Origin of the sequence: Pseudoalteromonas aliena SW19 (genome assembly GCF_014905615.1) — a bacterium.
In the GTDB taxonomy this organism is placed as follows: Bacteria; Pseudomonadota; Gammaproteobacteria; order Enterobacterales; family Alteromonadaceae; genus Pseudoalteromonas; species Pseudoalteromonas aliena.
On record NZ_AQGU01000026.1, the window covers coordinates 438,766 to 453,684 of the forward strand.

At 39.8% G+C, this 14,919-nt stretch carries 11 protein-coding genes and 1 rRNA gene; 5 read left to right on the plus strand and 7 right to left on the minus strand.

Annotated elements, in window-relative coordinates; genetic code table 11:
* The first annotated feature begins 47 nt into the window (after positions 1–47).
* Positions 48–1,346 carry a lipid IV(A) 3-deoxy-D-manno-octulosonic acid transferase gene (gene waaA / locus PALI_RS13285; protein WP_193156140.1) on the plus strand — a complete coding sequence of 433 codons (1,299 nt, stop codon included), beginning with the start codon at positions 48–50 and terminating at the stop codon, positions 1,344–1,346.
* A complete protein-coding gene (locus PALI_RS13290) occupies positions 1,343–1,891 on the plus strand; it encodes a DUF1415 domain-containing protein (RefSeq protein WP_024598958.1) in 549 nt (182 codons plus the stop codon). The genes waaA and PALI_RS13290 overlap by 4 nt, the downstream gene beginning before the upstream one ends.
* Positions 1,892–1,963: 72 nt before the next feature.
* Here PALI_RS13290 and PALI_RS13295 read toward each other — a convergent pair whose 3' ends face one another.
* From PALI_RS13295 to purL, 4 genes are all read right to left on the minus strand, one after another.
* Positions 1,964–2,293: a YdbL family protein gene (locus PALI_RS13295; protein WP_193156141.1), complete on the minus strand. Its 330-nt coding sequence runs from the start codon at positions 2,291–2,293 to the stop codon at positions 1,964–1,966.
* A gap of 11 nt (positions 2,294–2,304) precedes the next feature.
* Positions 2,305–2,502: a YnbE family lipoprotein gene (locus tag PALI_RS13300; RefSeq protein WP_007378800.1), complete on the minus strand. Its 198-nt coding sequence runs from the start codon at positions 2,500–2,502 to the stop codon at positions 2,305–2,307.
* A gap of 2 nt (positions 2,503–2,504) precedes the next feature.
* Positions 2,505–4,973, minus strand: a complete 2,469-nt coding sequence (locus tag PALI_RS13305) for a YdbH domain-containing protein (protein WP_193156142.1) — start codon at positions 4,971–4,973, stop codon at positions 2,505–2,507.
* A gap of 120 nt (positions 4,974–5,093) precedes the next feature.
* On the minus strand, positions 5,094–8,984 hold the full coding sequence (gene purL / locus PALI_RS13310; RefSeq protein WP_193156143.1) for a phosphoribosylformylglycinamidine synthase: 3,891 nt from the start codon (positions 8,982–8,984) through the stop codon (positions 5,094–5,096).
* A 211-nt stretch (positions 8,985–9,195) separates the two neighbouring features.
* Between purL and mltF the strand changes: the two genes are divergently transcribed.
* Both mltF and PALI_RS13320 read left to right on the plus strand, forming a co-directional pair.
* On the plus strand, positions 9,196–10,680 hold the full coding sequence (mltF, locus tag PALI_RS13315) for a membrane-bound lytic murein transglycosylase MltF (protein WP_226894552.1): 1,485 nt from the start codon (positions 9,196–9,198) through the stop codon (positions 10,678–10,680).
* A gap of 458 nt (positions 10,681–11,138) precedes the next feature.
* Positions 11,139–11,306 (plus strand): hypothetical protein, encoded by a 168-nt coding sequence (locus PALI_RS13320; protein WP_167368314.1) that lies wholly within the window; start codon positions 11,139–11,141, stop codon positions 11,304–11,306.
* Here the strand turns inward: PALI_RS13320 and tadA are convergent.
* Positions 11,299–11,808 carry a tRNA adenosine(34) deaminase TadA gene (tadA, locus tag PALI_RS13325; RefSeq protein WP_193156144.1) on the minus strand — a complete coding sequence of 170 codons (510 nt, stop codon included), beginning with the start codon at positions 11,806–11,808 and terminating at the stop codon, positions 11,299–11,301. The two genes, PALI_RS13320 and tadA, sit on opposite strands and share 8 nt — an antisense overlap.
* Before the next feature lie 178 nt (positions 11,809–11,986).
* Between tadA and PALI_RS13330 the strand changes: the two genes are divergently transcribed.
* Entirely contained in the window at positions 11,987–13,291 is a 1,305-nt protein-coding gene (locus tag PALI_RS13330; RefSeq protein WP_193156145.1) for an inosine/guanosine kinase, read from the plus strand.
* 36 nt (positions 13,292–13,327) lie between these two features.
* On the opposite strand, the gene glsB is transcribed toward PALI_RS13330, so the two are convergent.
* A complete protein-coding gene (gene glsB, locus PALI_RS13335; protein WP_138584423.1) occupies positions 13,328–14,251 on the minus strand; it encodes a glutaminase B in 924 nt (307 codons plus the stop codon).
* 449 nt (positions 14,252–14,700) lie between these two features.
* A 5S ribosomal RNA gene (gene rrf / locus PALI_RS13340) occupies positions 14,701–14,815 on the minus strand.
* Between the last annotated feature and the right edge of the window lie 104 nt (positions 14,816–14,919).

Sequence of the window (14,919 nt, forward strand, 5' to 3'; positions counted from 1 at the left end):
GCTATTTCACGGTAAACTAACGCCATCTCCCTTTAAGAAAGATCAGTATGGCACGCATTTTTTACTCATCCGCATTAATTTTTATTAGCCCACTGATTGTATTTTATCTCTATATATTACGAGGTAAAAAAAACCAAGGCTATCGTGCACACTTTAAAGAGCGCTTTGGGTTTATCAGTAAGTCTTTATTTACGACTAAAACCAAACCTTTAGTTTTTCATTGTGCTTCTGTTGGTGAGGTACTTGCCGCAACGCCGCTTATTAAAGCTCTTCAAAAAGCGCATCCAAATTTAAATATACTTATAACCTGTAATACCCCAACAGGCAGAGAGCAAATACTTAGCCAGTTTAAAAATACTGTGGCGTGTAGCTACTTACCAATCGATTTTCCGTTTGCGACAGCCCGATTTTTAAAGCGTATTAAGCCACAAGCATTATGTATTTTAGAAACCGAGCTATGGCCAAATTTAATGGCGATAAGTCACAAAAAAAATATACCGGTACTTGTTATCAATGCAAGACTCTCTGAAAAGTCGCAGCAAGGCTATCAAAAGGTCGCTAAATTAACGCATATTATCATGCGCTCAATTACAGTACTTGCGAGTCATAACAAGGCAGATGCGGAGCGTTTTATACAGCTTGGTCTCGAAACTTCAAAAAGCCATGTAACAGGCTCAATAAAATTTGATATAACACCAAGTGACGAGCAATTAGCCAAAGTACTTAATCTTAAACAGCTTTATAACAGTAATAAACACAACAATGATGAACGCTTTGTATGGGTAGCAGGCTCAACACACCCTGTAGAACATGAGTTGATACTTACAGCCCATCAACAGTTACTAAAAAAGCAACCCAATGTATTACTTATAATTGCCCCGCGCCATCCAGAGCAATTTGATAAAGTGGCAGAGCTTTTAACACAAAGCCCACTTAGTTTTAGCCGTCGCAGCCAAAATAACTATAGCAATGAGCAAGTACTCCTTGCTGATACGCTTGGTGAGTTACAGTGTTTATATGGTGCTGCAAATGTGAGTTTTATTGGCGGCAGCTTAATTCGCAGAGGTGGGCATAACCCACTCGAATCAGCTGCGTTTTCGGTAGGCGTAATAACCGGTCCGCACACATACAATTTTGATCATGTATATCCCGAGCTTATAAAGCTTAAAGGCGCCGTAGTGGTTGATAGTAACGACGAACTCGCAAAGCAGCTTATAACGTTTAGCCAAAACACCAAAGCATGCCAAACCTTAGGTATTAAAGCTGCGCAATGCGTAGCTAAAAATCAAGGTGCTATACAAAAAACACTTACCATTATTAATCAATATTTAGAGCCAAAACCGTGACCAACATAGCTATAAGCCAAACCCGCGAATGGGTGTCATCTGTTATTGTTAAATATAACTTTTGCCCGTTTGCTCGCAAAGAAGTAGAAAACAACTGTATTCATTACATCGTAAGTCCAGCAGCAAGTATGGATGATGCTGTAATGGATATGCTTGAGCAATGTGTTGAGCTTGACCGCGAACCAGAGCGCGAAACAACGCTTATCATGTTTGACAACGGCTTTAGTGACTTTGAAGATTTTTTAGACTTGGTCGATTTAGCTAATGCACTTTTAGTCGCGCAAGGGTTTGAAGGAAAGTATCAAATTGCTAATTTTCATCCTGATTACGTATTTGCCGACAGTGATGAAACCGATGCCGCAAACTACACAAATAGAGCACCTTTTCCTACTTTGCATTTAATTCGCGAAGCAAGTATGAGCGAAGCACTTGATAGTTATAACGAGCCTGAATCGATTCCAGAGCATAATATAAATTTAGCAAGACGTAAGGGGATTGATTTTTGGCAGCAGTTACTTGAAGGCTGTAAAAAACCGAGCGCTTAAATGCTCGGTTTTATTTTGGCTTATACAAGCTTTGTGCAAAACCTTGTGCAAAAAAAAAGCAATAACTAACGCTTATTTTTTAACCCAGTTACCATTCACTTCAACGTAATGGCCACTTTGGGTTTTTTCAATTGTTTTAGCGGCAGCAAGCGCTTCTACTTGTGAAAGTGACAAGTTATTCTTTTTAGCCAACTTTAAGTACTGCGCTTTACGCTTTGCATTTATGTCATCAACAACGGCTTTAGCTTCTGCGTTTTGTATAACAAGTCCTAAATAACCGGAGCTGTCTTCACCTACTAAACCTTGGTTTTTAGCGTCATCAAGGCTAATAGCCCAAGCAGAGAACGACATACATACTGCACTAACTAACGTAATAATGTTTAATTTTTTCTTCGTATTCATGTTCTAGCTCCTTAAAATAACTCACTGTCGTCACTAAATAAATTGTCGAGTTCTTTATCTACTTTTACGCGAATTTCGTGATCGACCTTCACATTTAAATTAATAGTAATGGGCTCTTTAGCAGACACCTCAACACGATGCGTGCAAGCACTTAGTGCACTAATAGCACTCAGCGCGAGCAGTACTTTTATCAATAACGACTGTCTCATTATTAGTTTCCTTTTTGTGAGTATTGTTGCTCAACTTTCTGTGTAATTTCGTCACTTAAACGCAGTGCGCGCAAAAGTGTAAATACGTTTTCTTCGTGGTTATAATTAAAGTTAACCTGTTGCTGCTCTGCTTTATTATAGCCTTGCAAATTAACCCCTAGTTTTAACCAACCATCATTTTTTAGTGCCACACTGCTATTAAGTTTTTGAATATCTAAATTAGTTAATAACCCTAACACAGGTTGTAACTCTTGCTGTTGCTGCATTACTGCATCAAACGCGGCATTATTGGTAATTTTTAAATTACCTGTTCCTTGGCTAAATAAGCTTCCGTCAATTATTTCAATTTTTCCATTATCAAAGTGAACAGGTAAAGACCCCGCCAAGCGCCCCGTTAATACAATGCCCGACTTATCGTCGAGTGTAACGAGTTTACTTGCATCAATGTTTTCAAACTTAACATTGGCAACTTGGTTTGGCTTCCCTATTGTGTAGGTATCTAACGAAAACTCGCCACCAAACACACTTCCTTTTACATCATTTATCAGCGCGGTATTGCTACTCACTTGCCATTGCCCTTCAATCGTTTTAACTACGGCACCGGCTCTAAACTCATTTAAATTAAAGGTAGTGGGTTTTACATTAAGCTTACCTGAATTATATTCCCCACTAAACACGCTATTTAAATCACTCGCAAGGTAATCGTTATACAGTGCACTTGTATGACTAATCCCCATATTGAACAATGCATTTTGTAAGTTTACATCGCCACTAATATAACCATTAAACTCGCCCTTAGTTAGTTGTGCAAGTGGCTCAAATTGCCTAATAAATTTATTTAACGGCAGCGCATTCTGTTCAGGAATAATGACTTCAAACGGATGAGCTTGCGACGACATATGATGATTTATAACTAACTCAACATCGTTTATAAATGCGTGATGCGTGGCTTTTAGTGCACGGCTTTGCAAGCCTGTAGACTCTACTTTTATATTATTAAGTTTTATGTCAGGGCTATTAACAGCCTTTATATTCGTTTTTGCTGTTAGATCAGCAAATAACTCACCTACACCTAAATTAGCCTTTGCCGTTAGTGTGTTATTTATACCCGAGACTGTAAACTCTTTATATTCTGCGCTTTTTAATTGTTGGGTTAACGTTACTTCTGCATTTAATTCTGTATCCATTTTTGCTGTTAAATCACCTTGGTATTGCACTGCACTTATATCAAACGCATCTACACTACTAAGCGTTAATTTAGCATTTATAAGCCCAATTGGTTTTGAGTCTATAAACTCACTTATATCAAAGCGACCACTAAGGCTAAGCCCATTCGCTGTTGCAGGGACAAACTCAGGCAAGCTTTCAAGCATAACGGCGTAATCGCCTTTAATCACAGCGCCAGATAACTGAGCATTAGCGCTAATATTATTTATATCGGGTGTATTTATTTGAGCTAATAAATTTGTCTGTAAGTTTTCAAGTGGAGATGTAATATTTAGTGTTGTATCTGTTATTAAAATATCAAATTGCTTATCGCCTTCACTCACCAAATTAATTACAGGTACACTGAGCTCACTCCCCTCTAAGCGAATTGATTGAGGGAGTTTAAGTTGCCAATTTAAAGGAACTTGATTGCTCACAAAGTCTGCATATACACTCGGTGGAATTAACTCAGTACAGCTTGGTGTTAAATAAATTTTGTTATCAAGCAAATCGGTATTAAACATTAACGCTTGGCTATTTAAATTAAAACGAGTCGCTAATTTACCAGTGGTTAATACGTTAACTTGGCACTGCTGATTTGTATGAGAAAACTCATACATGTGAGTAAACTGGGAGCTAATATCGCCATTTAACTCAAGTTCTATACCGTCAAAGCTAAACGCTTGCTGAGAATTAAAATTAGCATCTGAGATTAATGTATTTTTAGTGTTTATAACTTGCTTTAAAAGAGCGTCATTAATTAAAAACTGACCACTTACTTTATTAGCAGTCAAAATTGCACTCGCTTTTATATCACCTGAGACATTAAATTTATTTAGCTCGGGTTCTAATATACTTATTTTAAGTGGCTTATTGAGCTCTTCGCTTTTTACTACAAGCTGTTTAATATTGATTAATGGGCGATTTAAGGGAAGTGCTAAATCAAGGTTTTTAGCAAGCTGATTGGCATTTTTACTTTTAGGGAGTGGATTAACTGTTAGCACTGCATTTTCAATGTCTACACGCTTTGTATTTACAGTAATACCAGTGAGTTGTAACTGTTGATTTTGATAATTTACACACACTTTATCAGAATGGATATTTAAGCTAGACGTAATTGAAAAATCGAGACAACTTAACGTAATGCCTGCTTTTTTAAGCTCAGGCGCTATAACCCACTGTAATAATGGCAAGCGAAATACATAACCAAGCAGCAAGATGCTTAGTAATACAGCTCCAACAATTAAACCAACTCGCTTAAACATACTATCCTTAAATGCTTTGTGCTTTTAGCTAAAACTATACTAATCAAAAAAGGCTGCACAATGCAGCCTTTTTTATTTTACAGCTAGATTATGAATCTAACTTGTATAAAAGTAATTAAATTACCCTACGTTTTTGCGTGCGTTACGGAACATACGCATCCACGGGCTATCCTCGATCCACTCATCAGGATGCCAAGAATTGGCAACGCTTCTGAATACGCGTTCTGGATGCGGCATCATTACAGTGGCGCGGCCATCAGTTGACGTAATACCTGTAATACCTTCTGGGGAACCATTAGGATTCGCTGGGTACTGCGTTGTAGGGTTACCGTAGTTATCTACAAACTTAACCGCGACAGTGCCGCTATTAAGCGCCGCTTTAGTGGCTGCATCGTTTGCAAACTCAGCATGACCTTCACCATGAGAAACCGCTATAGGCATACGTGAACCTGCCATTCCATTAAAGAACACAGACGGGTTCTCTTGTATTTCTACTAAACTAAAGCGAGCTTCAAAACGCTCTGATTTATTCGTTACAAAACGCGGCCAGTGCTCAGTGCCAGGGATCAACTCTTTCAACGTTGATAACATTTGGCAACCGTTACATACACCTAAGCTAAAGGTATCTTCACGATGGAAGAAGTTTTGGAACTGATCGCGTGCCATGTCGTTAAACAAAATAGACTTAGCCCAACCTTCACCCGCACCTAGTACGTCACCGTATGAGAAACCACCACATGCCACTAAACCTTTAAACTGCTCTAGTGTTAAACGACCTTCTAAAATGTCGCTCATGTGTACATCAACGGCTGCAAAGCCTGCACGGTTAAACGCTGCCGCCATTTCTAAATGAGAATTAACACCTTGCTCACGTAAAATAGCCATTTGCGGTTTAGCACCGGTTGCAATGTATGGCGCTGCTATGTCTTCGTTTAAATCAAAGTTAAGCTTTACATTTAAGCCTGGATCTTTTGCATCAAATTTTGCATCAAACTCTTGCTTAGCACACTCAGGATTATCACGACGGGCTTGCATTTGATACGTTGTTTCAGCCCAAATAGTACGAAGCTCAGTACGCGTATGATTAAGTACCGTGTTTTCGCCACGGTTAAATATAATCGTATCGTCGCTATTAAGTGTACCGATGTTGTGGCTAATTGCTGCAATACCATGTTGTTTAAACACCGCATTTACTGCATCTAAATCACTATTTGCAACTTGAATTACTGCACCTAGCTCTTCGTTATAAAGCGCTTCAATGTCTGAACCTGTTAAAGCTGCTAAATCAACCGTTACACCGGTATGACCCGTAAACGCCATTTCAGCAACCGTGGTAAATAAACCACCGTCTGAGCGGTCATGATAAGCAAGTAACTTACTATCAGCCACAAGCGCTTGCATTGCGTTATAAAAGCCTTTTAATAACTCTGGGTTATCAACATCAGGGGTTACATCACCCAATTGCTTATAAACCTGTGCAAGGCTTGATGCGCCCATGCGGTTTTTACCCGCACCTAAATCAACTAATATAAGCGATGTATCGCCTTTATTTGTACGTAGCTCTGGTGTTACTGTTTTACGTACGTCGTCAACACGACCAAACGCAGTTATAACCAGTGAAAGCGGTGATGTTACTGATTGCTCTTGTGAGTCACCTTCATCTTTCCATGTCGTTTTCATCGACATAGAATCTTTACCTACAGGAATTGTTAAACCAAGCGCAGGACAAAGCTCTTCGCCAACGGCTTTAACAGCTTCATATAAACCAGCATCTTCACCTGGGTGACCCGCTGCTGCCATCCAGTTTGCCGATAACTTAATGTTTTCAAGGCTACCAATGTTTGCACAGGCAATATTAGTTAACGACTCAGCTACCGCTAAACGAGCAGATGCACCGTAATTAAGTAATGCTGCAGGAGTACGTTCACCAAGTGACATAGCTTCACCGTGGTATGTATCGTACGTTGCTGCAGTGACGGCACAGTTAGCAACAGGTACTTGCCAAGGACCAACCATTTGATCGCGCGCTACTAAACCCGTAACTGAGCGATCGCCGATTGTTATTAGGAATGTTTTTTCTGCAATGGCTGGTAAACGCATTAAGCGCTGCGCTGCATCTGCTGCATTTATTAATGTAGTATCAAGCGCTTTACCAACAACTTGCTTTGACGTTACATCGCGGTGCATTTTAGGTGCTTTACCTAATAATACGTCCAGCGGTAAATCAACAGGGTTATTTTCAAAATGGCTGTCTGACACTGTTAAGTGAGGTTCAGCGGTTGCTTCACCTATAACAGCGTACTGGGCACGTTCACGCTTACAAATTGCTTCAAAGCGGTCAAAGTCTTCTACGCCAACAGCGAGTACATAACGCTCTTGTGATTCATTACACCAAATTTCGTGTGGTGCCATGCCTGGCTCATCGTTAGGAATGCTACGTAATTGGAACTTACCACCACGTCCGCCATCATTAACAAGCTCAGGAAACGCATTTGATAAACCGCCAGCACCTACATCGTGGATGAATGCAATTGGGTTTTCATCACCTAGCTGCCAGCATTTATCGATAACTTCTTGGCAACGACGTTCCATTTCTGGATTTTCGCGTTGTACTGAAGCAAAATCTAAATCTTCGTTCGATTGACCAGAAGCCATGCTTGATGCAGCACCACCACCTAAACCAATGTTCATTGCAGGCCCACCTAGCGCAATTAATTTAGCGCCAACAGGAATATCGCCTTTTTGAACATGATCAGAGCGAATATTACCTAAACCACCGGCAAGCATAATTGGTTTATGATAACCACGTACTTCTTCGCCATTATGGCTTGTTACTTTTTCTTCGTAAGTACGGAAGTAACCTAATAAGTTAGGACGACCAAACTCATTATTAAATGCAGCGCCACCTAGCGGACCTTCTGTCATTATATCAAGTGCGTTAACAATACGACCCGGCTTACCAAAATCGCTTTCCCATGGTTGCTCGTAACCTGGAATACGTAAGTTTGATACAGTAAAGCCAACTAAACCTGCTTTTGGCTTAGAGCCACGACCTGTTGCGCCTTCATCGCGAATCTCACCACCAGAGCCTGTAGCCGCACCAGAGAATGGCGCAATAGCGGTTGGGTGGTTATGAGTTTCAACCTTCATTAGTATTTCAATGTCTTCTTGATGATACGCATATTCACCTTGCGCATTGGGGAAGAAGCGACCCGCTTTTGAGCCTTTCATTACTGCCGCGTTATCTTTATACGCCGACAATACATTTTCAGGATTTAGCTCAAACGTATTTTTAATCATTTTAAACAGCGATTTTGGCTGTTCTTTTCCATCGATTGTCCAGTCAGCATTAAATATTTTATGACGACAATGCTCTGAGTTTGCTTGTGCAAACATAAATAATTCGATGTCGTTAGGGTTACGCCCTAACTTTATAAAGTTTTCTACCAAGTAGTCTATTTCGTCATCAGCAAGGGCAAAACCTTGCTCAACATTCGCTTTAGCTAACGCTTCGCGTCCACCACCTAGAATATCGACAGACGACATTTGGCGCGGTGCATCACTGCGAAATAACTGCGCTGCATTTTCAAACTCACAGTGCGTGGCTTCAGTCATACGGTCGTGTAATAACGCCGTGACTTGTGCAAATTGCCCTGCGTTTAAATCGCCTTCTACATAATAAGCAATACCGCGTTCAACGCGATGAACTTGCTTTAAACCACAATTGTGGGCAATGTCAGTTGCTTTAGATGCCCAAGGTGAAATGGTACCAGGGCGAGGTGTAACGAGTACAAGTTTGCCTGCTGGGGTATGCTCAGCAATAGTTGGACCGTAAGTTAATAGCTTTTCAAGCTTGGTTTGCTCAGCAGCACTCAAAGGCGATGTTAAATCGGCAAAGTGAGTATACTCGGCATATACGTTAGTGACAGGAAGTTGCGATTGTTGGCAACGCGCTAAAATTTTATTAACTCTGAACTCTGAAAGTGCTGGTGCACCACGAAGGATCAACATAGATAATTTCATCCGGGGTTAGGGATTGAACGATATTTTAGGCACGCATTATAGTCCAATTAGCATTCAGATTTAACTCAAAATTACGCTTTTCATAAAATTAACTTTTTGGCTTTATTTATAGTCTATTTTAGTTAATAAAATAAAACGTAAAGTGACGCGATGGCTTAGTTTTGCTATAACGGTGGCTAGCGAGATTAAGGGGCACACAATGTTCAAAGAAAAACTAATAATAATCATTACTTTAGTTATGTTGTTATGTGCATGTGATATGCAAGAACAACCAACTCAACTCGCCCAAATAAAAGAGCAAAATAAAATTCGTGTAGGCACACTTGCCAGTGCTAGTAACTATTATCAAGCGGTACAAGGCGAGCAAGGTTTTGAATATGAATTATCACAAGCTTTTGCCGAATATTTAGGTGTAGAGCTTGAAATAGTACCATTTTTTAACTTATCTGATATGTTTGAACGCCTTGAAAACGGCGACTTAGATTTAATTGCCTCAGGACTTACCTATAATAAAGCTCGGGCAGAGCAATATCGCTATGGCCCAACTTATCGCACAATTAGCCAAAAGTTAGTTTATAAACAAGGGCGTGTTCGCCCACGTGACTTTGACGACCTAGATGGTAACTTTACCGTTATAGCTAAAAGTAGTCACTCGCTTACTCTACAAAAAATAAAGAAAAACAACCCCAAGCTAACTTGGACAGAAAGCGAAGAGTTTGACGAAGAAGAGCTTCTGCAAGCGGTTATTGATGGTGAGATAGATTACACACTTGCCGACACACATACGTTGTCATTATTTCGTCGTTATCACCCAAATTTAAGTATTGGTTTTTCAGTGAGTCATAACGACCCTATTGCATGGATACTTCAAAAAACAAAAGACGATTCATTATATGCTTTACTCGTACCTTTTTTTGGTGATATAAAACAAAGCAACCAACTTTACGTACTTGAAGAAAAGTACTTTGGTCACGTACGCCAATTTAATTATGTAAACACTCTCGCCTATATAGAAGCAATTAAAGAAACTTTACCCACCTATCAGCCATGGTTTGAACAATATGCTGGGAGTCTTGATTGGCGTTTATTAGCAGCACTTAGTTATCAAGAATCGATGTGGAATCCACGCGCTAAATCTCCTACTGGCGTGCGCGGTATAATGATGCTTACTCGCAGCACGGCAAAGCAGGTTGGTGTCACTAACAGATTAGAACCTGAACAAAATATTCGCGGTGGTGCAAAATATTTAACTAAGCTGATTAAACGCATTCCAGACAGAATCCCGCAACCGGATAGAACATGGCTTGCATTAGCAGCTTACAATGTAGGTTGGGGCCACGTTAACGATGCTCGCATAATTACCGAACAACAAGGTGCAAGCCCCGATAAATGGGCTGACGTTAAAAAACGCCTGCCATTTTTAATTAAAAAGCGCTATTACCGTAAAACCCGCTACGGTTATGCTCGTGGCGATGTCGCTGTTAAATACGTTGATAATATCCGTCGCTATTACGACGCACTTGTTTGGTTAGATGAAAATAATGCCATTACAGAAGAACGTGAGCCAGAACCAATCACAGAGCTGAGCACTGATACTGATACCAAGCCAAAGCTAAACGAAACAAGTGACGTAAAAAGTGAGACAAGTGGAGCTCAAACAGAAAAAACAACAAGCTTTAATTGAGCCTGAACAGCCGAGTGAAAATAATAACCAAGATTAATCAGGCATCCGTTTTTTTGAGCATATTAATAAGTAGAATTTAAGTAAATTAAATATCTGTTTACTTGTCATCAAATGATCACTAATGTGTGTTTATCGTATATCATTATTTTATAAGATAGATACCCAAACCACCTCAAGATACGAGTTTCAGTTGGAATTAAAAGCAATTTAGACAAGGCATTGATTGTAAAGGATGGTCATTCCCTTGTTAAAATCAATAACGCCGTATAAATTGCTTTTAAACCAACCCTAAGGGCATTTCACAGGGGCTTACTCTCTTCGTTGTTACTTCTTAAAAGGGACTGCCATTATTGCAAAGTAACGCCTTGATATTAAGTCCCTGTGAAATGCTGAATTCTGCATTTTAAGGTGATTTGAGTATATATTGTGCCTTTCTCACTCTTGCATTAGGAGAACACATGCTAAAACGTAGACGCACACAAAAATTAAAACGTAATGTAATTTACTCTACCGCCACACGTCGTCGTGTTATGTTACGTAAACTTCATAAGAAAATAATCTGGCGCAGACGTATGTTTGCAGTGCAAGAAATGGCAGAACTAGAAATTAAGACAGAGACTAATTAAAATCAGCGGCATCACGAGCAGCTTTTTTAGCTGCTTTAATTTGTGCCCTTCTAGATTTAAAAAAATCCGAAATAGCATTCCCACACTGCTCACTTAAAATGCCACCAAACACTTCTACCTGATGATTCAATCTAGGCTCTTGCAGCAAATTCATTATAGAGCCTGCAGATCCTGTTTTTGCATCCGCAGCACCAAAAACTAAACGCTTTATTCGACTATGAACTAACAATCCCGCACACATGGAGCAAGGCTCTAGCGTCACGTACAACGTACAATCAATTAAGCGGTAATTATTTAGTACTTTTCCAGCTTCACGTATTGCAATCATTTCGGCATGCGCGGAGGGATCGTTATCCGTTATTGAACGGTTATAGCCAGCTGAAACTAGTTGGTTATCTTTCACTACAATTGCACCTACTGGTATTTCATTAAGCTGTTCTGCTTGTTTAGCATACAAAAGTGCTTGTTCCATCCAATAAGAATCGTCAAATGGCTCGTTCATAATTTCTACTTAAATAACTTTTTATGTTGTAATTATACCTAGTTAGCGATTGAAAGTGCGTTATTGATTAGTTTATTGCAAAAATAAAACAATATTTACCCGTTTGTAATGGCTCACTCGTGCTGATTTACGCTATAATCTCACGCTTTTTTTATTTAGCTCACAACACGGGTAGCAAATGAAATTTCCTGGACGCCGCAGGCATAAACATTATTTTCCAGTGGAAGCCAAAGATCCACTTACCAATCAACTTAACGCAACTGAACGGTTACAACGTAGTTATATTACGGGTATCGATCAAATCGTTGTTGATATAGAGGCAAAAGTTGATCAGGCTTTCCTTGACGAGTTTCAATTGCGCAGAGGTATGTCGCAAGTTATTGATAGCGATATAACAAACGCTTTATACGATCGTTTAAAATTAAACGACATGGTTGATTACGAGTTTGCAGGTGGCACTATTGGTAACACTATGCACAACTACTCTGTACTTGCAGATGATCGCTCAGTTCTGTTAGGCGTAATGAGCGAAAACATAAAAATAGGTAGCTACGCCTATCGTTTTTTATGTAACACCTCAAGCCGTGTAGATTTAGACTACCTTCAACCGGTTGACGGACCTATTGGCCGCTGCTTTACGTTAATTGATGAAACCGGTGAACGTACCTTCGCAATAAGTGCAGGTCTAATGAATCACTTACGTCCTGAGTCAATCGATAAAAAACTTATTGAAAACTCATCTGCACTAGTGATCAGTGCTTACCTGATGCGTACTCAAGGCAGTGAAACAATGACTGAAGCCACTCTGCAAGCGGTTAAATACGCTAATGATGCAGGCGTGCCCGTTGTATTAACACTCGGTACCAAGTTCTTAATTGAACAAGACCCTGCTTGGTGGGCAAACTTTGTTGAACAGCATGTTGATATACTTGCTATGAACGAAGAAGAAGGCCTAGCAATTACAGGCTTTGAAGACCCCCTTTTAGCCGCTGACAAAGCGCTTGATTGGGTAGACTTAGTTATTTGTACAGCAGGCGAAAAAGGCTTGTTTATGGCCGGCTACGTTGATGACAGTTTAAAACGTGAAACCGAATACCCGTTATTACCAGGTGCAATCCCTGACTTTAACCGTTACGAATTCTCACGAGCTATGCGTAAAGATGAATGCGCCGAACCAATCAGAGCATACAGCCATACAGCCCCCTTTATGGGTGGACCTGATTCAATCAAAAACACCAATGGTGCAGGCGATTGTGCTCTAGCTGCTGTATTGCATGATTTATCAGCGAATGTTTATCATAAACTTAACGTAGAAAACTCAGCTAAACATCAGCAACAAGCTATTACTTATTCATCACTATCGCAAATTAGTAAATATGCTAACCGAGCTAGCTATGAAGTATTAGTTCAGCATTCGCCTCGTTTATCTCGCGGCTTACCTGAGCGTGAAGATTGTTTAGAGCAGGTTTATTGGGAACAGTAAATCACTGAGGGAGCAATTATTGCTCCCTGATGGGATCTAAAAAATAGAAATATCAAGCTTTTTGGATAGCAGCTCAAGTGCTGCTATTCCTGCCACAGAATTACCAAACGAATTAAGCCCCGGAGAATAAACCGCCACAGTAAACTTATTTGGTAATACCGCTAAAATAGTCCCCGATACACCTGATTTACCAGGCATACCCACTCTGTAACCAAAATCACCTGCTGCATCGTATAAACCGCTGGTAAATAAAAGCGAGTTTAACTGCTTGTTTTGACGACTACTTAAAACACGATTACCCGATCTATTATCAACACCTTTATTAGCTAAAAAATTATAAGCTTTAGCTAATTCAATGCAATTGAGCTCAATAGAACAAAAATTAAAGTAAGACCATAAAACATCATCAACTTCATTTTCAAAGTTACCAAACGATTTCATTAAATGCGCCATAGCCGCATTACGATGTCTAAACTCATACTCTGAATTAGCTACTTTTTTATCGATCACAATACCTCGGTTATCTGCTAACAATCTAAACGTTTCAAGCATAGAGTGCATCGGGGCAGATAAACGACTATACAACGCGTCACACGTTACAATTGCGCCTGCATTAATAAAAGGGTTACGTGGTATCCCTTTTTCGAATTCAAGCTGTGTAAGCGAGTTAAATGCAGTGCCTGATGGTTCTTTTCCTACTCGGTGCCAAAGCTCATCACCATAACGTTGCAGCGCCATAGTGAGAGTCATCACTTTAGAAACCGATTGAATAGTAAAACGTTGCGTGCAATCACCAGCACAAATAGTTTCACCTTCAGTAGTGTATATAGCAATTGAAAATTGCTTAGGGTCAACCTCCGCAAGAGCTGGTATATAATCAGCTACTTTACCTTGTGATAGTAAAGGTGCTACTTCTTGGGTTATTTCGTTCAATACATCTTGATAATCAGCAGTAGGCAATCGGCACCTCAAAAAGTAGTAACATAAAAATAAATTTTAACACGCTAAGATTAACTACGGCTAACTTTGTTATAAAAGTTGAAAAAGATTTAATTAAAAAATTAATGTGAAGTTATGACAGAGCTCATTATGAAGAAAAATTGGCTAAGCTACGCTTATCCACCCCACTTTTTACTTTCCTACAGACGTAAAAAAGCCCGAATCGTTAGGTTCGGGCTCTCTTTAATTTGAAGTCGGTGCCCTACGCAGTAGAATGTCGTAGTGCCCACAGCGGTGGAGAGCCACAGTGCAAATGGGATACTATCTTTGCGTCGGGGCGGCCTTCCGTGGGGCTCGCCTTCGAGCTGTTTTGTTTCACTACTGAGTTCAACATAGGCTCTTGGCTATTTATTAAATTCTAAACAGCAAAAAACCCGTCACATTGCTGTAACGGGTTTCTTTAATTTGAAGCCTGGTAATGTCCTACTTTCACATAGCAAATGCTACACTATCATCGGCGCTGTTTCGTTTCACTACTGAGTTCGGCATGGAATCAGGTGGGTCCAAAACGCTATTGTCACCAAGCAAATTTGGGCGTTAATCCGTATTCCTACGTACTAACTGAATTTGGAAAATATCTGATAATATTTTTTAAGTCGTTCTTTCAGTAATATCTACTTTAGTCATAT

Coding starts and splice junctions, on each gene's coding strand:
- waaA (WP_193156140.1), top strand. CDS start 48: ATGGCACGCATTTTTTACTCATCCGCATTAATTTTTATTAGCCCACTG.
- PALI_RS13295 (WP_193156141.1), bottom strand. CDS start 2,293: ATGAATACGAAGAAAAAATTAAACATTATTACGTTAGTTAGTGCAGTA.
- PALI_RS13300 (WP_007378800.1), bottom strand. CDS start 2,502: ATGAGACAGTCGTTATTGATAAAAGTACTGCTCGCGCTGAGTGCTATT.
- PALI_RS13305 (WP_193156142.1), bottom strand. CDS start 4,973: ATGTTTAAGCGAGTTGGTTTAATTGTTGGAGCTGTATTACTAAGCATC.
- purL (WP_193156143.1), bottom strand. CDS start 8,984: ATGTTGATCCTTCGTGGTGCACCAGCACTTTCAGAGTTCAGAGTTAAT.
- mltF (WP_226894552.1), top strand. CDS start 9,196: ATGTTCAAAGAAAAACTAATAATAATCATTACTTTAGTTATGTTGTTA.
- PALI_RS13320 (WP_167368314.1), top strand. CDS start 11,139: ATGCTAAAACGTAGACGCACACAAAAATTAAAACGTAATGTAATTTAC.
- tadA (WP_193156144.1), bottom strand. CDS start 11,808: ATGAACGAGCCATTTGACGATTCTTATTGGATGGAACAAGCACTTTTG.
- PALI_RS13330 (WP_193156145.1), top strand. CDS start 11,987: ATGAAATTTCCTGGACGCCGCAGGCATAAACATTATTTTCCAGTGGAA.